Source organism: Falsiroseomonas selenitidurans (assembly GCF_012103215.1).
Classification (GTDB): Bacteria; Pseudomonadota; Alphaproteobacteria; order Acetobacterales; family Acetobacteraceae; genus Falsiroseomonas; species Falsiroseomonas selenitidurans.
The window spans coordinates 17,015-34,631 of record NZ_JAAVNE010000022.1 but is presented as its reverse complement, the minus strand read 5'-3'; the positions used below and the strand labels follow the sequence as shown (position 1 = coordinate 34,631).

The following is a 17,617-nucleotide window of genomic DNA, read 5'->3' as shown; positions in this document are numbered from 1 at the left end:
GTGCTGTTCGCAACCGCGGACCCTGGCTGTCAATCCTGGAAGCGACGGCCGGCGCGGATTGGTCAGGCGAGGGCCGGCGCCGCCACACGAAGCCGGGCGTAAAGCCCGCGCACCTCGCCCACCGTCTCCGCCACGCTCGGCGGCCGCGCCAGCGTCGCCTGCAGGTCCAGCACTTCCTGCGGATTATCCGCCAGGCGGCGCAGCAGGTCGCTCAGCGAGGTGGCGCTGCGGGCGCGGAAGTGGAAGCCGTCCACGCCATGGCGCACCTTCTCCGCCATGCCGCCGATGTCGGAACAGATCACCGGCCGGCGCGCCCCGAACGCCTCCTGGATCACCATCGGCGAATTCTCCCACCAGATGCTGGGCACCAGCACCGCGTGGCAGGCCTGCATCAGCGACTTCACCCGCTTGTGGTCATAGGGCCCGCGCACCGTCACCACGCCGCGCGCCGCGGCCAAGCGTCGCTCGATCTCCTCCCGCAGCACGGGCGGCTGGTTCGAGGCATCGCCCGAGATCTCAAGCCGCAGCCGGCCGCGCTTCGGCGGCCGCCTGCGCAGGTCGTCCGCCGCATCCATCAGCAGACCCACCCCCTTCAGCGTCGACAACTGGCCGAAGAACCCGACGATGAGCGTCGCCGGATCCGGCATCGGCTGGTCCTCGCCGGGAAGGGTGGGCTGGCCGTTCTCGATCACGCTCACCCGGTCCGCCTCCAGCCCCCAGGCGATGTAGCGATCGGCGAGGAAGCGGCTGGGCGAGATGAAATGATCGGCCAGCTTCATGAAGCGCTGGATGTAGAGCTTGCGCATGAAGAAGTCGTTGTCCGACTTCTCCGGAAAGCACCGCGCACAATCATGCGGCGAAGCAGCCTCGCACAGCTCCATTCCCGGGCGCTTCACCATCTGGCCGAAATGGTGACAAATCGCCAGGTACTCGTGCAGCGTCAGCACGATGCGTGCCTCAGGCGCCGCCTGCTTCACCTGCAGCAGCGCCTCCATCCCCAGATTCGCGAAATGGTGGAAATGCACCACATCCGGCTTCAACTCCGCCACCAAATCGCGGAATTCATCGGCAAAGCGCGGATTGTTGGCGCTGTGGTTCCAGTGGTCGTAGCCGGGATTGCCGATGACGAACTCGTCCGGCCCGAAGGGCTGGAAAACATGCGTGCCGAGCGGCGGCTGCATGGAGGCCGAGGCACCGCCGCAGAACCAGGCGGTGATGCCCGGCATCTCCCGCAGCGCGGTGTACATCTGGTAGGCGGCGATCTCCGCCCCGCCACGCGACACCCGCGGGTGCATGTGGGAGACGATGAGCACGCGCAGCGGCGTCGCGCCGGCCGCGGGGCCCGTCGCGCCGCTGGCGCCGCGCCCGGAATTCCTGCTGCTCCGCATCCTTCAGCTCTCCACCGCCAGGTGCCGTGTCAGGTGCCGGCGCCGGTTGAAGCTCCAGGCATTCAGCAGGGTCAGGTTGGTGCGCCAATTGTCGGTTGGATCGTTCTGCGACTGCCGCTCCAGGTGCCAGGCGCGCACGGTCATGTCGGTGGCGCAGGCCAGGCCGCGGGCGGCCAGGCGAAGGCACAGATCCGCATCCTCGAAATCGCCGATCACATAATCCGGGTCGAAGCCGCCGAGTTCCAGCGCCAGGTCGCGGCGCATCAGCATCGCGGCGCCGGTGATGGCCGGCGCCTTCGCCAGTTCCGGCCCCTCCTCCCGCGGGAAGCGACCTTTGCCGGGATGAATGGGGAACAGCCAGCCGGAGAACTGGCGCAGCTTCTCGAAGGCCATGCCGGCATGCTGGATGCTGCCATCGGCGAACAGCAGCAGCGGCCCGACCGTCCCGAGCCTGGGGTCGGCTTCAAGGCGCATCACCAGCCGGTCCAGCCAGTCGCCGCGTTCCGGGAAGACATCCGAGTTCAGGAACAGCACATAGGTGCCGCGTGCCTGCTGCAGGCCGAGATTGCTGGCCGGCCCGAAGCCACGATTCTCCTCCGGCAGCAGCACGCGGAACGGCATGCCGAAGCTGGCATGGACCGCATGCGCCATGCGCAGCAGCGTCTCCCGCTGATCCGGGTCGTCCAGCACATAGACCACCTCATCCGCCGGCAGCCCCTCGCGGGAGAACATCGCCAGCTGGTAGCGCATGAAGTCGAGCCGCTTGTAGAGCGGGATCACGAGGCTGACCCGCGGCTTCTCCGGCAGCTGGCCGAACACCTCCTCCTGCACCGCCATCGGCCTATCCAGCCGCGCCCGATTCAGCTGCAGCAGCGGCTTGCCGAAGATGGTGTCGAACATCCGGTCCAGCTCATGGCCCGGCAGGGCGGCGGAGGTCAGGATGCGCCGCATCGCGGCGACGCCGCTGCGCATCGGCCGCGGCAGCGGTTTGGAAAGGATCCGGCCATTGGTCAGGCGGATCTCGAGGAACAGCTTGTCGTCCCGCACCGCCCCGGTGTCGCCCCAGGCGACGAAGCCGGCCTGGCGCTCATCGGTGCCGTAGCGGGGGCCGAAGGTGTCGTGGATGTCGTTGCGCCGCACCCGAACGCGCGAGGTCTCGAGTGGCGGCGAGAAATGCGGCCCGCAGCGCAGATGGGTGGAGGCGATCAGCCCCAGCGGATCGACGCACCAGCCCATCAGCATGGCGCAGCCGGTGCCGGTCTGCACCACCTCGTCCATCTCCAGATGCACCGGCAGGCCGGCGCTGTTCAGCGTGTCCTGGTCCGGGTTCATCGGCCGGTCGAGCGTGGCGCGCACGGCGCCGGCACCGCCGGCACCGGCATGGCGCACCGCATCACGGGCCAGGCGCAGAATGCCGGGGCCGTCGCGCCTGGTGGTGCCAGGCGAGCAGCCGATCACCCAGCTTCGGCGCGGATCGATGCGCAGCACGATGTCGGTGAGCGGCAGCTGCCCCGCCGGCGCGCCCGGGAACAGCAACGCCAGGACGAAGCCATGGCCGAAATCCCGCACATCCGGCCGGTCATACTGCAGCAGCAGGGCCTCGCCCTCGATCGCCCGGCCTTCGAACTGGATGGTCGCCGGGATATGGCCCGAATGGTCCGCCGGCAGGCTGCTCCGCATCCAGCCGATGAAGAACAGCGCGTCGAGCGCCTCGCTGTAGCCGTAGTCGTCCACCACGCCTTCGGTCCGAACCGGCTCCGGTGGCGGCGGTGGCGGCGGCGGCGGCGGGGCCAGCGCAACCGGCTCCGCCGGCGGGGCAGTCACGGCCGGCTCCGCCGGCGGGGCGGCCACGGCTGGCACGACGGGTGGGGCGGCCACGGCTGGCACGACGGGTGGGGCAGCCACGGCCGGCGCAGCCGGCGGGGCAGCAACGGCCGGCGCGGCCGGCGGGGCGGCCACGGCCGGCTCTGCCGGCGGGGCAGCCACGGCCGGCTCTACCGTCGGGACAGCCACGGCGGGCTCCGCCGGCGGCTCGGTGATCGTCGTCCCCTCGGTCACCAGGATGCCGTTGGGCACCAGCATCTCGGCCGAGCCGGCCAGGCGAAAGCGGCCCGGCACCCCCAATGGCTCCCGGCCCGGCAGCGTCACGCGCAGACCATCCTCCGTCACCTGGAGGACCACAAGCAGATCGTCTCCGGGCGGCACCACGACGGGAAGCCTCACCTCGGGATTCCAGCGGCCATTGATCCGGTCGTTGATGACCAAGGTTCCAATGGCCGCACGATAGATCGCGTGCAGCAGCGTGTCGTCACCGCGGATGATATTCAAATTCTGCCCGACGCTCAGCGCACGCGGCGAAAAGCGCAGGACCCATCCGGCCCCGATATCCAACTGTACAGCGTGGTGGGCGATGCCGGGCGCGGCTGCGGCGACGGGCTTTTCCTTAAGCACGCGAAATCTCCAGCCGGAATGCCAAGATATCCGAAGCACCGTCACGTGCAAGAGCCCCGTGGCCGCCTCTAATACCTTACGTTATAGGTTAACCGAGGTTGTGCTGCACCGCAACGCGGCACATGCCCCGCCCTGGCCCGCGCCAGCATTGGCGTTTCTTCCGTTGCAAGCTAGACACCGCTCTCCCGGTCGAGGATTTCCGCGCCATGTCCCGCACCACCGTTCGGATCGGCCCCGTCGCTGTCGGCAACCACCTGCCCCTGTCGCTCATCGCCGGCCCCTGCCAGATGGAAAGCCGGGCCCATGCGCTGGAAACCGCCACAGCCTTGAAGGAGATCTGCGGCCGGCTTGGCATCGGACTCATCTACAAGACCTCCTACGACAAGGCGAACCGCACCTCCGCCAAGGCGGCGCGCGGCATCGGCATGGCGAAGGGCCTGGAGGTCTTCGCCGAGATCCGCGAAACGCTGGGCCTGTCGGTGCTGACCGACGTGCACGATGCCGCGCAATGCGCCCCGGTGGCGGAAGCGGTGGACGTGCTGCAGATCCCCGCCTTCCTGTGCCGGCAGACCGACCTGCTGCTGGCCGCCGCCGCCACCGGCCGGGTCATCAACGTCAAGAAGGGCCAGTTCCTGGCGCCGTGGGACATGAAGAATGTCGCCGCCAAGCTGACCGGCGCCGGCAACCCCAACGTGCTGCTGACCGAGCGCGGCGCCTCCTTCGGCTACAACACCCTGGTCTCGGACATGCGGTCCCTGCCGATCATGGCGCGCGACACCGGCCTGCCGGTGGTGTTCGACGCCACCCATTCGGTGCAGCAGCCCGGCGGCATGGGCACCTCCTCCGGCGGCCAGCGGGAATTCGTCGAGACCCTGGCCCGCGCCGCGGTGGCGGTCGGCGTCGCCGCGGTGTTCATCGAGACGCATGAGGATCCGGACAATGCGCCCTCCGATGGCCCCAACATGGTGCCGCTCGACCAGTTCGAGGCGCTGATCGGCCGGCTGCAGCAGATCGACGCGCTGGTGAAGGGCTTCGCCTGATCATGCGTCCGCTGGTGCTGATCCCGGCCCGGATGCAGGCCAGCCGCCTGCCCGGCAAGCCGCTGGCCGACATCCTCGGCCGGCCGATGATCCTGCATGTGCTGGACCGGGCGCGGGAGGCCGATATCGGCGAGGTGGTGATCGCCACCGACACGGCGGAGGTGGCCGAGGTGGTGCGCGCCGCCGGCGGCCGCGCGGTGATGACGCGCGCCGACCATCCCTCCGGCTCCGACCGCATCCATGAGGCGATCGGCGCCGTGGACCCGGACGGCACCTGCGACGTGGTGGTGAACGTGCAGGGCGACCTGCCCTCCATCGCGCCGCACGCCATCCGCGCCGTCTTCGGCACGATGGACGAGGCGGAGGTCGCGCTCGGCACGCTGGTCGCGCCGATCGTGGAGGAGGAGGAGCGCCATGCCTCCTCCGTGGTGAAGATGGTGGGCACCGAGATCCGGCCCGGCCACTTCCGCTGCCTGTATTTCACCCGCACCACGGCGCCCTGGGGCGAGGGGCCGCTGTGGCACCATATCGGGCTCTATGCCTGGCGCCGTGCCGCGCTGGACCGCTTCGTGCGGCTGCCGCCCTCGCCGCTCGAACTGCGGGAAAAGCTGGAGCAGCTGCGGGCGCTGGAGGCCGGGATGCGGATCGACGCGGTGGCGGTGGACGACGTGCCGCTGGGCGTCGACACCCCGGCGGATCTGGAACGGGCGCGGCGAATCCTCGCCGCCCGCGGCCAGGCCCGGCCTTGAGTCACCCGCCGGTGGCAGGCCCGCCATTGCGCTGCACAATCCTTGCCTTTAGGTGTTGCTGCCCATGACGATCCTCATCACCGGTGGCTTCGGCTTCATCGGTTCCGCCGTGGTCCGGCGCCTGCTCACCACCACCGAGGAGGTGGTGGTCAATGTCGATCTGATGACCTACGCCGCCAGCCCCGCCGCGCTGGGCATGCATGCCGGGGACCGGCGGCACATCCACATCCAGGCCGACATCTGCGACCACGAGGCGATGCGCGAGGCGTTTGCCACACACCGGCCGGACCGGGTGATGCACCTGGCGGCCGAGAGCCATGTGGACCGTTCCATCGATGGCCCGGCCGCCTTCATCCGCACCAATGTGGTCGGCACCCAGGTGCTGCTGGAAGCCGCCCGGCACCATTGGAACACGCTGGACGCCGCCGCCAAGGCCGCCTTCCGCTTCCACCACGTCTCCACCGACGAGGTGTTCGGCTCGCTGCACGAGGGCGATGCGCCCTTCGATGCCCGCACCCCCTACGACCCGCGCAGCCCCTACAGCGCCTCCAAGGCGGGCTCCGACCACCTGGTGCGTGCCTGGGAGCACACCTATGGCTTCCCCGCCTTCGTCTCCAACACCACGAACAATTACGGCCCCTGGCAATTCCCGGAAAAGCTGATCCCGCTGGTGACGCTGAACGCGCTGGAAGGCCGCCCCCTGCCCGTCTATGGCAAGGGCGAGAACATCCGCGACTGGCTGCATGTGGACGACCATGCGGAGGCGCTGGTGCTGGCGCTGATGCGCGGCCGGCCGGGCGCCACCTACTGCATCGGCCCGCGCCAGGAACGCACCAACCTGCAGGTGGTGCGCGCCATCTGCGCCACCCTGGACCGGCTGCGGCCGGACCCGGCGGGGCCGCGCGAACGCCTCATCACCTATGTCGCCGACCGTCCGGGCCATGATTTCCGCTACGCCATGGACCCGTCCGAGGCCGAGGCCGAGCTGGGCTGGACCGCGCGCTACGATTTCGAGGCCGGGCTTGAGCACACCATCCGCTGGTACCTCGACAACGAGGCCTGGTGGCGACCGATCCGGGACAAGACCTATGGCGGGCAAAGGCTGGGTGTGAAGGCATGAAGGGTATCATCCTGGCCGGGGGATCCGGCACGCGGCTGCACCCGATGACGCGGGCGGCCTCCAAGCAGCTGCTGCCGGTCTATGACAAGCCGATGGTCTACTACCCGCTCGGCACGCTGATGCTGGCAGGCATCCGCGACATCATGCTGATCTCGACGCCGGAGGATCTGCCCAATTTCCGCCGCCTGCTGGGCGATGGCAGCCAGTTCGGCGTCAAGCTGACCTATGCCGAGCAGCCCTCCCCGGACGGGCTGGCCCAGGCCTTCCACATCGGCGAGGACTGGATCGCCGGCGAGGCCTGCGCGCTGGCGCTGGGCGACAACATCATCTACGGCGAGGGCCTGTCGGACCGGCTGCATCATGCGGCGGACCTGGCCGAGGCCGGCACCTCCACCATCTTCGGCTACCGCGTCGCGGACCCGGAACGCTATGGCGTGGCCGAGTTCGACGAGACCGGCCGGGTGCTCTCGATCGAGGAGAAGCCGGTCCGGCCGAAATCCGACTGGGCGGTGATCGGCCTGTATTTCTACGACAAGCGGGTGACGCGGATGGCCCGGCAGATCCAGCCCTCCGCCCGTGGCGAGCTGGAGATCACCGACCTCAACCTGCTCTACATGCAGGATGGCTCGCTGCGCGCCGACCAGCTGGGCCGCGGCTGCGCCTGGCTCGATGCCGGCACGCCGGCCAGCCTGCTGCAGGCGGCGACCTTCGTGCAGACGGTGCAGGAACGCCAGGGCCTGCAGGTCGGCTGCCCGGAGGAGATCGGCTATCGCCGCGGCTTCCTCTCGGTGGAGGAGCTGCGCACCCAGGCCCAGGCCCAGGCGAAGACTGCCTATGGCCGCTACCTGCTGCAGCTCTGCGCGGAGCATGTGCCGTGAAGGTCACGCCGCAAGCCATTCCGGACGTCCTGCTGATCGAGCCGGCGCGCTTCGGCGATGCGCGCGGCTTCTTCAGCGAGGTGTGGAAGCGCAGCGCGCTCGCCGCCCAGGGGCTGGACGTGACCTTCGTGCAGGACAACCACTCCCTGTCGCGGGAGGTGGGCGTGCTGCGCGGCCTGCATTTCCAGCGCGCCCCGGCGGCGCAGGGCAAGCTGGTGCGCGTGGTGCGCGGCCGGGTGCTGGATGTCGCGGTCGATATCCGGGAAGGCAGCCCGACCTATGGCCGGCATGTGGCGGTGGAGCTTTCGGCCGAGAACTGGCGCCAGCTCTGGGTGCCGCGCGGCTTCGCGCATGGCTTCCTGACGCTCGAGCCGGATTGCGAGGTGCTCTACAAGGTCGATGCCGAATACAGCCGGGAGCATGACGGCGGCATCCTGTGGAACGACCCGGCGCTGGGCATCGACTGGCCGCTGCCGCCGGGCGGGCCGGTGCTGTCGGACAAGGACCGCGCCGCGCCGAAGCTGGCGGATGTGGCGCCGGTGTTTCCGAAGGGGGCGGTCTGATGCGGCGCATCCTCGTCACCGGCCGCGGCGGCCAGCTCGCCACCGGGCTGGAGGCCAGCCTGCCGGCACAGGGGTTCGAGGCGGTGCTGGTCGGCCAGCCCGATTTCGAATTCGACCAGCCGGAGACGGTGCAGGCCGCCTTCGCGGCGGTGCGGCCGGACGCGGTGGTGAACACCGCAGCCTGGACCGCGGTGGATGCCGCCGAGGATGACGAACCTGCCGCCTTCCGCGCCAATGCGCTGGGGCCGGCGCTGCTCGGCCGGCTGTGCGGGGAGGCCGGGATCCCGCTGGTGCAGATCAGCACCGACTATGTCTATGACGGGCTGGGCACCGCGCCCTATGTCGAGACGGCGCTGCCGAACCCCTCCTCCGCCTATGGCCGCACCAAGCTGGCCGGCGAATGGGCGGCGCTGGCGGCCTGTCCGCAGACCCTCGTGCTGCGCACCGCCTGGGTCTACAGCCCGGTGGGCCGGAACTTCGTCCGCACCATGTTGGCGGTCGGCGCCCAGCGGCCGGAGCTGCGCGTGGTCAACGACCAGCACGGCAACCCGACCTCCGCCCCAGACCTGGCGGATGCCATCGCCGGCGTGCTGGCGCGGGTGCGGGAGACGGGGTGGCAGGCATCCTATCGCGGCGTGTTCCACGCCGCCGGCAGCGGCCACACCCATTGGCACGAATTCGCCGAGGCGATCTTCGCCGCCGCCGCCCCCTTCGGCGGGCCGCGCCCGGTGGTGCACCCGGTGGGCAGCCATGAATACCCCACCAAGGCGAAGCGCCCGGCCAACAGCCGGCTTGACACCGGCAAGCTGAAAGCGACCTTCGGCGTGGAACTGCCGGCCTGGCAGGACGGGCTGGCCCAGGTGGTCAAGGCACTGCACGCGGGCTGATTCAGGCCCCTGCGCCCGAAAGCGCCGCCCAGACCCGCTCCGCCGTCATCGGCAACGGAATCTCCGCCATCACCCCGGCCTGGGCCAGGGCGTCGGCCACGGCATTGGCCAGGGCGGCCGGGGCTCCATTGGTCGGCAGCTCCCCCACCCCCTTGATTCCCAGCGCGTTGTTCGGGCTCGGCACGCCGCGGTCCACATGGACGAAGCCGGGCAGGTCGGCGGCGCGCGGCATGGCGTAGTCCATCAGCGTGGCCGCCTGCATCTGGCCCTCGGCATCGTAGCGGGCGGATTCCAGCAGCGCCTGGCCAATGCCCGCCGCCCAACCGCCCTGCAACTGCCCGGCCAGTAGCATCGGGTTCACCACGGCCCCGGCATCGACGGCGCAGGCATGGCGCAGCAGGGTGACGGCGCCGGTCTCGGGGTCCAGCTCCACCTCGGCCCAGGCAATGCCGGCGGGCCAGGTTTCCACCGTGCCGGCGAAATCCGCGCGCCCCTCCAGCCCGCCGGCCCGCGCCGCAACGGCGGCCAGCGCGACGCGGCGGTCGGTGCCGGCCACGGCGTAGGCGCCATCCTCCCACACCACATCCACCGCCGCGGCTTCCAGCATCGCCGCCGCCAGGCCCCGCCCCTGCTCCACCGCCGCCTCCGCCGCCCGGGCCAGGGTGGTGCCGGAGATGATGGTGGAGGAAGACCCGCCGGTGCCGCCGCCGCGCGGGATGCGGTCGCTGTCGCCCTGTTCGATCCGCACCATGCCGGGCGCCACGCCGAAGGCGGCGGCCAGCAGCTGGGCATAGGCGGTGGCGTGGCCCTGGCCCTGGTTCTGCGTGCCGGTGCGGGCCAGGATGGTGCCATCCGCCAGCACCTCCACCACCGAGGTCTCGTCGCCCCAGCCGCCGGAGCCGTGCAGGTGGCAGGACAGGCCGCGGCCGAGCAGCCGCCCGCGCGAAGCCGCCGCCGCGCGGCGGGCCGGGAAATCATCGGCCCGCGCCAGCTCCAGCACGGCCTCCAGCAACGCCGGCGGGTCGCCGCTGTCGTAGCGGTAGCCGAGCGCTGTGGTGTGCGGGTAGTCCTGCCGCCGCAGCAGGTTCAACCCGCGCAGCGCCGCCGGGTCCCGCCCCGTCTCCCGCGCCGCCACATCCACCAGGCGTTCCAGCAGCACCAGTGCCTCCGGCTTGCCGGCGCCGCGCACCGCATCCACGGGCGCGGTGTTGCTGAAGGCGCAGCGCATGGCGATGTGGATGGCCGGGATGCGGTAGAGCCCGGCCAGCACCTTGGCCATGCCGCCGGTCGGGATGGTCGGGTTCACGGTGGAGACCCAGGCGCCGAAATTGGCCACCGCCCGCACTCGCACCGCCAGGAAGCGGCCCTGCGCATCCAGGGCAAGCTCCGCCTCGGCCACCAGATCGCGGGCATGGGTGTCCGCCAGGTGGTGTTCCGTGCGGTCCTGCACCCAGAGCACGGAGCGGCGCAGGCGGTCCGCCGCGAAACAGGCCAGCGCCTGCTCCGGATAGGGCGGCAGCTTCGGCCCAAAGCCGCCGCCGACATCCGGCGTCACCACCCGCAGCCGCTCCCGCTTCCAGCCCAGGATGTGGTCGCACAGGATGCGGTGCAGCAGGTGCACGCCCTGGGAGGGGGTGGTCAGCGTCACCCGCCCCTCCGCCCATTCCGCCAGCGCGGCGCGGGTTTCCAGGTAGCCGGCCAGGATACGCGGGGAACGGTGGGCGACACGGGCGATATGGGCGGCGCCGGCGAAGGCCGCCTCCACCGTGGCCGCATCGCCCTTCTGCCAGTCGCAGACCAGATTGCCCGGCGCCGTCGCGTGCAGCTGCGGCGCGCCGGGGGCAAGCGCGGCGTCGCCCTGCACCACGGCCGGCAGCGGGTCGTAGTCTACCACCAGCGCCTCCGCCCCATCGCGCGCGGCGTGGGGGGTTTCGGCCACCACCATGGCGACGATTTCCCCCACATGGCGCACGCGGTCAGTGGGGATCGGCAGGCGCTGCGGTTCCACATGGCGCCGACCGGCGGCGTCGCGGATTTCGGTCACCGCCGGGTTGTGGCCGAGCCCGGCCACATCCGCGCCGGTGAAAACCGCGACCACGCCGGGCAGGGCGCGTGCCGCGGCGGCCTCCACGCCGAGGATGCGGGCATGGGCGTGCGGGCTGCGCAGGAAGGCCGCGTGCAGCACGCCGGGCGGGACGAGGTCCGCGGTGTAGCGGCCGCCGCCGGTCAGCAGGCGCGGGTCCTCCAGCCGCCTTAGCGGCTGGCCCAGCCCGGGAAGCACATCGAATGCCATGACCTGCCCGCGCCACCCCTGCCCTGCCAGGCCCGCAGAGTGGCGGATCCGCGCCCGGCTGGCGAGGTGCCGGGACTGCCTGCCGCGCGCGGTGGCTGCCCGTGGAGTGCGCAGGCCCGGCCGTTCAGGGCCAGGACCAGGGTCGGAGCGACCTGACGCATCGCCGCCGCGCGGGCGACAGATTGATGAAGGGAGGTCACTTGCAATTCCGCCTTGGCATGGTAGGTAGCCGTTACAGACGGAGCGCGGGCGTAGCTCAGGGGTAGAGCACAACCTTGCCAAGGTTGGGGTCGAGGGTTCGAATCCCTTCGCCCGCTCCAGTCGGTTTCCCAACCTCACGTTTCCCACGCGCCGATGGCGCCCTGAACCGCAGGTTTCCTGGGGTTTTGCCGTGACGGCTTGAGGGTTGGAGAATGCAACGAACCCGAAAAACTCTCTCCAGAGGGCGAAGATTCTCCGAAGCTCGGGACTTGGGCGATTCAGTCTACAAGCCTGAATGCCAGGAAAAAGGCCGATCTCCGGGCACGCGCCTCGCTCGGGGTTGGGGGTGAGACTGCTGGGGCGGTAGCAACCCGAACGGGAATGGGACGCCGCTGCGACCAGCAGCGACGCCCCTCTCCGTCACTTCGAGCGACCGGCGCCGTTCCGGGTCGGGTCGTTGACGACGTAGGTCATGCCAGGCTTCGGCGTGGGCGGCAGGGGTTCGCCCCTCACCACCGTGCGTTCCTGTCCGGTATCTCCGCCACGCGGGCCAAGAATGCCGTATTGCGCTGACCTCGGTGCCGGCTCGCCCGGCTTATACTGCTTCGACATCGATGTTGGTCCTTTCCGACCGATACAAGCGCGGAAACACGTGATTGCCGGTCTGGTCCAACCCGTCGTAGAAATGACGTGTTGGGTGGTCTGGACCAAGCGGCGCCCGCCATCGTGCGCTGTTTTCAAGCGGATCACTGGTTTGGGGGCGGAGCGCCAACTCCGCCCCCAACTTCATCCAGGCGATTCGCGCCTGAACTTGCCACCGTTGTATGAAAATCGAACGGAGCTGGCAAGTCTTGACTTTTCGTGTTCGATCGGGCTATGCGCTCTGAAGGCGGGAGTGGCGGGCCACTCCGGCCCACAACCGATTCTTGCCGCTGAGGAACGGCCCATGACCATAACCGCAGAACAACTCGGGCACCGGCTGCGGATCGCACGCGGACAGATCAGCCAGGATCTGGCTGCCGCAGAGATCGGCGTGCCCCGTTCCGCGGTCAGTCTGATGGAGTCCGGGCAACGGCAGGTGTCCACGCTCGAACTCACCCGGCTGGCGACGCTTTACGGTCGGCCGATCGAGTGGTTCGTCAATCCAAATGATGCCGAAGAGGCTGCCGATCCCGTGCAGGCTCTGTTTCGGCAGGAGCCTGGGCTGGCAGAATCGACGGCGCAGATTCATGTCGGGCGGTGCGTGCAGTTGTTCCGTGACGGTTCCTCACTCCTCCGACTGTTAGGGCGTGAGCCTGTCTCGGCCCTTCCGCGGCATGATCTTCCGGCTCCGCGCTCCACGGGCTCTGCGATCGACCAAGGCCAGATGGTCGCAGAGCAAGAGCGACGGCGGCTCGACTTGGGAAATGCCCCTATCCGTGACCTCGCTGATCTCATCTGGAGCCAGGGGGTTTGGGCCGCCACGCTTGACCTCCCGCAGGACATGTCTGGCCTGTTCCTAAGCGGCCGAGACTTTGGCCTCGCGGTCATCGCCAACGGCAAGCAGGACTTCCGGCGGTGCCGATTCTCACTCGCGCACGAGTATGGCCACGCGCTGATGGATCGTGATCAGCCTGCGGTCATCACGCAGAGCAGCAATCGAAGGGACACGCGTGAGCAGCGCGCAAACGCCTTCGCCGCGACGTTCCTGATGCCGGCGGACGGTGTACGGGAGTTTCTGCACGGTCTCGGCAAGGGCCACGGATCTCGACGTGAAGAGGCGGTGCCTGACGCGCTCGCCAACGAGGACGGCGTCCGCGGTGAGTTGCGTTCCCCGCCGCGCTCCCAGACCATCACCGTGGTCGATGCGGCGCTGGTCGCCGAACAGTTTGGCGTCAGTTATCCGGCCGCGCTCTGGCGGCTGCTTGGCCTCGGTCAGATCAGCTCAGCTGAACGGGAAGCCTTACAAAAGCAGACCACGGCAGCGAACCGCTATATCAAGACGGTGAGGAGCACCTCCGAAGCCGATGATGCGGCAGCCGCGGCACCGCCAAAGGATGCTGACCTTAGGTGGCAAATCCTGCCGCTTGCGATGGAGGCATGGCGCCGGGAGTTGATTACCAGTGGCCGCCTCACCGAGATTGCCCGGCACCTGGAATTTGAGGATACGGATTCGATTCTCGAACTGGCCGAGCTTCTTAGCTGACGACCCGCACGTGGTGCTGAGCGACAAGGCGACAATCGTCCTCGACACATCCGTGCTGTTGAACTTCATTCGGATCGATCGGATGGACCTTCTGCAGCCGCTGGCCGTGCCTCTTCTCGTGCCTGAGGACGTGCGGGAGGAGGTCTCGCGGCCTGACCAGCGGAAGGTGCTGGAAGCAGCGATCAGTTCCGGGCTTCTTCACGTCGAGAGCATCGCTGATCGGGTCGAGGTCGCGCTGTTTGCGGACCTGGCTCGGATCGGACGCTTCGGGCCAGGCGAGCGCGCCGTTATGGCCGTCGCACTGACGCGCGGGATGGCTGCCGGGCTTCAAGAGCGCCTTGCCGGAGCTGAGATGCGGCGGCGCGACAAGGCAGCACGTATCATCACCACCGAGGACATTGTCCTGCGGACAATCAAGGCTGGCGGCATCACTGTGCCTGACGCGGATGGGTTGCTTGTCGAATGGCGCACACATCACCGTTTCGCATCACGCATCAAGACATTCGAGGGCATGGCGTAGCGGCACGACGGGCAAGGGAGGAAGCCCGCCTGTCATCCGATCTTGAACACCCTCATCGCCTCGTCGCCGTAGTGGTTGATCACCTTCACCGCGATCCGCCCCGACTTCGGCGGCGAGAAAGGGCGGCTTTCTTTGGAGTAGAGGGTCGACCATGCAGCCTCGTCGACTTCGGTCTTCAGTGCGGTCTTCAGTTTCTCGAAGGGGTCCTTGCCGCCGAGAAAGTAGGCGTGGCGGACAAAGAAACTGTCGCCGTCGTAGTCGGTGTCAACGAACCAGCAGGCGACGTCTTCCTCAACCTTGCCGGAAGAGCGGACCTCGCCGGTGGTTGGATCGAAGATGTCCACGCCGCGGAGCTGGACGACGCAGGTGCCATCCTTCCTGCGGTCCAGCGCGATATCCGGCTCCCCGAACACCACGAACAGGTTGCCGCCGCCTGACTTGTAGGCGTCGGCCGCATGCAATTCCTGGCTCATCCGCGCCTTCAGCACTGTGAGCCGGCCGAAATTCATCGTGGTCTCGCCCACTTGCGGATCGAAAGCGAAGCCACAGACCACCATGCTGTCCGCCCAGTCGCGGCACTCCCGCGCGGCTTCCCGCACTAGGTCCTGGCCGACGGTACCGTATTCGGGGCCGATGACGATGGCAGCGCGCCGCTGCTGGCCGGCTTCCTCATAAGTGGCTTCGGCCGCGACATGGCCCTGGCCAGGCCAAGGGCGGAGAGTGGCTAAGATCAGGCGCTCATTCTTCTTGGTGTTTTGCACCCCGGCCTTCGCCAGGTTATCGAGCACCGCGGTGACAAAATCGTCGCCAGCGCTGCTTTCGGATTTGGGGCGCAGCCGGCGGCGCGGGGGCGGCGCCTCGCCGGCCTCCACGGCCATGGCTGCAACCACCGCCTCATCCTCCTCATCAGCGGGGAGGACGCGGTGCGGGGAGAGGCTTTCCACCGTGAAAGGGCCTGTGACCCGGACGGCGCCCTTCTTCGGGTAGGGACGGTCGTGGAGATACTCGACGTCAGCGTTGCGGGCGATGGACGCGTCCATCGCGGCCTGCCGCTCACGGCGCGCTTTCCAGAATGCCGCATGTGCATCCAGGGCGGCCTTTGGTGCGTCGTCGGGCACGGCGCGCGGGATCTGCCATTCTACGTCCGTGGTATCCAGGGCTGAGTTCCATGCAGCGCGGGCTGCCTCGATGACCGGCTGCCATTTATCATGAATGACGTCGATCTCGGCGTTGTTTGCGATCAAGCTAACGGTCACATGTGGGACGCGTTCCAGCAGGAAGCCCTGACGCAAGTCACCCTGATATGGTCCTCCAGCAGTGGGCCGGCCCGTGACTTCAGCTTCCTTTGCCGCCCCCTCGCGGCTGTCGCGCAATAGATGCGCGGGATGAGGTCGTGACATCAGCCGCGCCCTGGCTATGGCCAAGGCAACACGCGAAGTGTCGATAGTAATCCAGCGACGGCCCCACGCTTCGGCTACGAACGCAGTAGTTCCCGACCCGCAAGTGGGATCGAGAACAAGATCACCTGGGTCGGTAGTCATCAGCATGCACCGCTTGACGACCTCCGTATTTGTTTGAACGACATATCCTTTGTCGTCTGCACCGACCGTATCTGACCACGGAACCGTCAAGTCGCCGACGGACTTGTCCGCTGCCAGAAGGGCCGTACGAAGCAGATTACCTGCTGGGATCAGCCGGCCGGCTCGTTCGAGCCTAAGCAAGCCTTCAGGTGTGGTCCCATAGCCGTTCTTCGGATGGGAGTAGGTCTTCCCACGAAAAGTTGGCTTGAAGAGGCCGCTTTCCATCAGTCCGGATGGCTCCAGCGACATGGACCCGCACCAGCGCGGCGTGGTGCCGACAGCTTCTGGAGGTAAATCAGCGGGCCGGGCTATCTCGCCATCAACTGCCTGCACATAGGGGAACCCGCTCTGCGGCCCGTACTCCATGACCCGGAATAACTTCCGATACTTGGCGTTCGGTCGCCCCTTCGCATCCTCCTTCCGCTTCGCATACCACACGACGAAGTCGGCCATCTGTTCGACGAAATTTGTACCGAAGGGCATCGTCTTTTTGCGAAAACTGAACGTAGAGACGTGATTTTCCGGCCCAAATACTTCGTCAAGAAGTGAGCGAATTAAGTGAAGATTTTCATCACTGATCTGGACAAATATACTGCCGCTATCGGTAAGCAACTCACGTGCTACCACCAACCTGTCTCGGATATACCCAAGATAGCTGTTGATCCCGTCTTTCCAGGTATCACGAAATGCCTTGATCTGCTCAGGTTCACGCGTCACTCCCTCAAGTGACCTATCCTTGGCTTCGGCTTTCTTCGTGCTTGGCTGCCAATTTGACCCAAAGCGAATCCCGTAAGGCGGATCGAAGAAGATCATCTGGACCTGCCCGCGAAGACCTTCCTTCTCCGCAAGGCTGTTCATCACCAGGAGGCTGTCGCCCAGGATCATCCTGTTCGACCAGTTTTCTGCGTGGGCGTAGAATTCGAGCTTCGCTTCCGGATCGTCGAGTCTGTCAAAGCTACCAAACAGATCCGACTGCGACCTCACGCCTGGAGCTTTTTGCTTACGGAGATCCCGAATCAGCGCCTCCGGCATGATTTTTTCTTGGATGTAGATCGGCACCGTTGGTACGGCCAGATCGGCAGCGTCCGCTTCATCTTTGCCTCGCCAGACGAGTTGCGGGTCAAGATCGGGATTGCGCGGATACTTCATTTCAGCAGCCTGCGCTTCCTCCTTAGCCAAGAGAGACGATGTCTCAGCGGTTGGTATGTTTGCGCGCGTTGCCGATGAATGCCGATAGTGCTCAATCTTGTCTGATTTTTCCATGTCTAGACCATATTAAACTGCGCAATTATTTTAAGTGTACGCTTAACGACGGTATCTCCGGCGCCTCCTCGGGCATGGGACCCACCCATCGCAATGCTCAGATACGTATCACAAGCCTTATTTACTGTGATATTCCGTTTGGATTTAATTTCCTGCGCAACAATATCAGAGCCTTGAGTAGACCGCAGGTTACTCATCGCCACACCAATGTCATCTCGAAGCGATTTGTTTAGAGATTCAACCGAACCCCGCCCCATGTCACGCGTCAAATCAGTATCCCTACGAACTCGTCGCACAAGCGTTTTATCGGTCATCGCGAGGAGTAGCGAGAGAGGAACAAGGGTATTTGCGTGACCTTGAAGATTGGCCCCGCCAGATGCCCGCCAACGGATCGACCTAGCGTCGATCAGGCCAAGCCGCCCGGATGCCACGATGGCACCACCCAGTCTCGCCAATGCCAGGCGGAAACCTATATCTGTGGTCCAGTTGGTCATGGTGG

The 17,617-nt window shown here is 67.4% G+C and carries 14 protein-coding genes and 1 tRNA gene; 9 read left to right on the top strand and 6 right to left on the bottom strand.

What is annotated here, in order from left to right; genetic code table 11:
- Positions 1–62 precede the first annotated feature (62 nt).
- Positions 63–1,388: a glycosyltransferase family 4 protein gene (locus HEQ75_RS14525; RefSeq protein ID WP_168031785.1), complete on the bottom strand. Its 1,326-nt coding sequence runs from the start codon at positions 1,386–1,388 to the stop codon at positions 63–65.
- A 3-nt stretch (positions 1,389–1,391) separates the two neighbouring features.
- Complete coding sequence (locus tag HEQ75_RS29055; RefSeq protein WP_168031783.1) at positions 1,392–3,611, bottom strand: glycosyltransferase family 2 protein; 2,220 nt, start codon at positions 3,609–3,611, stop codon at positions 1,392–1,394.
- A gap of 434 nt (positions 3,612–4,045) precedes the next feature.
- Between HEQ75_RS29055 and kdsA the strand changes: the two genes are divergently transcribed.
- The 6 genes from kdsA (at position 4,046) to rfbD (ending at position 9,076) form a co-directional block, all read left to right on the top strand.
- Positions 4,046–4,879: a 3-deoxy-8-phosphooctulonate synthase gene (gene kdsA / locus HEQ75_RS14515; protein WP_168031781.1), complete on the top strand. Its 834-nt coding sequence runs from the start codon at positions 4,046–4,048 to the stop codon at positions 4,877–4,879.
- Positions 4,879–5,628, top strand: coding sequence for a 3-deoxy-manno-octulosonate cytidylyltransferase (locus tag HEQ75_RS14510; protein ID WP_168031890.1), 750 nt, complete (start codon positions 4,879–4,881; stop codon positions 5,626–5,628). The genes kdsA and HEQ75_RS14510 overlap by 1 nt, the downstream gene beginning before the upstream one ends.
- A 64-nt stretch (positions 5,629–5,692) precedes the next feature.
- Entirely contained in the window at positions 5,693–6,748 is a 1,056-nt protein-coding gene (rfbB, locus tag HEQ75_RS14505; RefSeq protein ID WP_168031779.1) for a dTDP-glucose 4,6-dehydratase, read from the top strand.
- Complete coding sequence (gene rfbA / locus HEQ75_RS14500; RefSeq protein WP_168031777.1) at positions 6,745–7,626, top strand: glucose-1-phosphate thymidylyltransferase RfbA; 882 nt, start codon at positions 6,745–6,747, stop codon at positions 7,624–7,626. The genes rfbB and rfbA overlap by 4 nt, the downstream gene beginning before the upstream one ends.
- Positions 7,623–8,189: a dTDP-4-dehydrorhamnose 3,5-epimerase gene (gene rfbC, locus HEQ75_RS14495; protein WP_168031775.1), complete on the top strand. Its 567-nt coding sequence runs from the start codon at positions 7,623–7,625 to the stop codon at positions 8,187–8,189. Before rfbA ends, rfbC begins: the two co-directional genes overlap by 4 nt.
- The gene (gene rfbD / locus HEQ75_RS14490) at positions 8,189–9,076 is read left to right on the top strand and encodes a dTDP-4-dehydrorhamnose reductase (RefSeq protein ID WP_168031773.1); all 888 of its coding nucleotides are present in this window, start codon (positions 8,189–8,191) and stop codon (positions 9,074–9,076) included. The genes rfbC and rfbD overlap by 1 nt, the downstream gene beginning before the upstream one ends.
- A gap of 1 nt (position 9,077) precedes the next feature.
- On the opposite strand, the gene HEQ75_RS14485 is transcribed toward rfbD, so the two are convergent.
- Positions 9,078–11,369 (bottom strand): xanthine dehydrogenase family protein molybdopterin-binding subunit, encoded by a 2,292-nt coding sequence (locus tag HEQ75_RS14485; protein ID WP_168031771.1) that lies wholly within the window; start codon positions 11,367–11,369, stop codon positions 9,078–9,080.
- A gap of 245 nt (positions 11,370–11,614) precedes the next feature.
- On the opposite strand from HEQ75_RS14485, the gene HEQ75_RS14480 reads away from it, so the two are divergent.
- Positions 11,615–11,689, top strand: a tRNA-Gly gene (locus HEQ75_RS14480).
- 301 nt (positions 11,690–11,990) lie between these two features.
- On the opposite strand, the gene HEQ75_RS14475 is transcribed toward HEQ75_RS14480, so the two are convergent.
- Positions 11,991–12,182: a hypothetical protein gene (locus HEQ75_RS14475; protein ID WP_168031769.1), complete on the bottom strand. Its 192-nt coding sequence runs from the start codon at positions 12,180–12,182 to the stop codon at positions 11,991–11,993.
- Positions 12,183–12,516: 334 nt separating this feature from the next.
- Here HEQ75_RS14475 and HEQ75_RS14470 point away from each other — a divergent pair, with 334 nt between their 5' ends.
- Positions 12,517–13,755 (top strand): helix-turn-helix domain-containing protein, encoded by a 1,239-nt coding sequence (locus tag HEQ75_RS14470; RefSeq protein ID WP_168031766.1) that lies wholly within the window; start codon positions 12,517–12,519, stop codon positions 13,753–13,755.
- Positions 13,756–13,765: 10 nt separating this feature from the next.
- Positions 13,766–14,275: a hypothetical protein gene (locus tag HEQ75_RS14465; RefSeq protein WP_168031744.1), complete on the top strand. Its 510-nt coding sequence runs from the start codon at positions 13,766–13,768 to the stop codon at positions 14,273–14,275.
- A gap of 32 nt (positions 14,276–14,307) precedes the next feature.
- Here the strand turns inward: HEQ75_RS14465 and HEQ75_RS14460 are convergent, their stop codons facing one another.
- Both HEQ75_RS14460 and HEQ75_RS14455 read right to left on the bottom strand, forming a co-directional pair.
- Complete coding sequence (locus HEQ75_RS14460) at positions 14,308–17,118, bottom strand: site-specific DNA-methyltransferase (RefSeq protein WP_168031742.1); 2,811 nt, start codon at positions 17,116–17,118, stop codon at positions 14,308–14,310.
- Between the two features lie 2 nt (positions 17,119–17,120).
- On the bottom strand, positions 17,121–17,612 hold the full coding sequence (locus tag HEQ75_RS14455) for a hypothetical protein (RefSeq protein WP_168031740.1): 492 nt from the start codon (positions 17,610–17,612) through the stop codon (positions 17,121–17,123).
- Between the last annotated feature and the right edge of the window lie 5 nt (positions 17,613–17,617).

Excerpts from the sequence above, each read along its gene's own strand:
- rfbB (WP_168031779.1), top strand. The coding sequence starts at position 5,693 with ATGACGATCCTCATCACCGGTGGCTTCGGCTTCATCGGTTCCGCCGTG.
- HEQ75_RS14460 (WP_168031742.1), bottom strand. The coding sequence starts at position 17,118 with ATGGAAAAATCAGACAAGATTGAGCACTATCGGCATTCATCGGCAACG.
- HEQ75_RS14455 (WP_168031740.1), bottom strand. The coding sequence starts at position 17,612 with ATGACCAACTGGACCACAGATATAGGTTTCCGCCTGGCATTGGCGAGA.
- HEQ75_RS14475 (WP_168031769.1), bottom strand. The coding sequence starts at position 12,182 with ATGTCGAAGCAGTATAAGCCGGGCGAGCCGGCACCGAGGTCAGCGCAA.
- rfbD (WP_168031773.1), top strand. The coding sequence starts at position 8,189 with ATGCGGCGCATCCTCGTCACCGGCCGCGGCGGCCAGCTCGCCACCGGG.
- kdsA (WP_168031781.1), top strand. The coding sequence starts at position 4,046 with ATGTCCCGCACCACCGTTCGGATCGGCCCCGTCGCTGTCGGCAACCAC.
- HEQ75_RS14470 (WP_168031766.1), top strand. The coding sequence starts at position 12,517 with ATGACCATAACCGCAGAACAACTCGGGCACCGGCTGCGGATCGCACGC.
- HEQ75_RS14485 (WP_168031771.1), bottom strand. The coding sequence starts at position 11,369 with ATGGCATTCGATGTGCTTCCCGGGCTGGGCCAGCCGCTAAGGCGGCTG.
- HEQ75_RS14525 (WP_168031785.1), bottom strand. The coding sequence starts at position 1,388 with ATGCGGAGCAGCAGGAATTCCGGGCGCGGCGCCAGCGGCGCGACGGGC.
- rfbA (WP_168031777.1), top strand. The coding sequence starts at position 6,745 with ATGAAGGGTATCATCCTGGCCGGGGGATCCGGCACGCGGCTGCACCCG.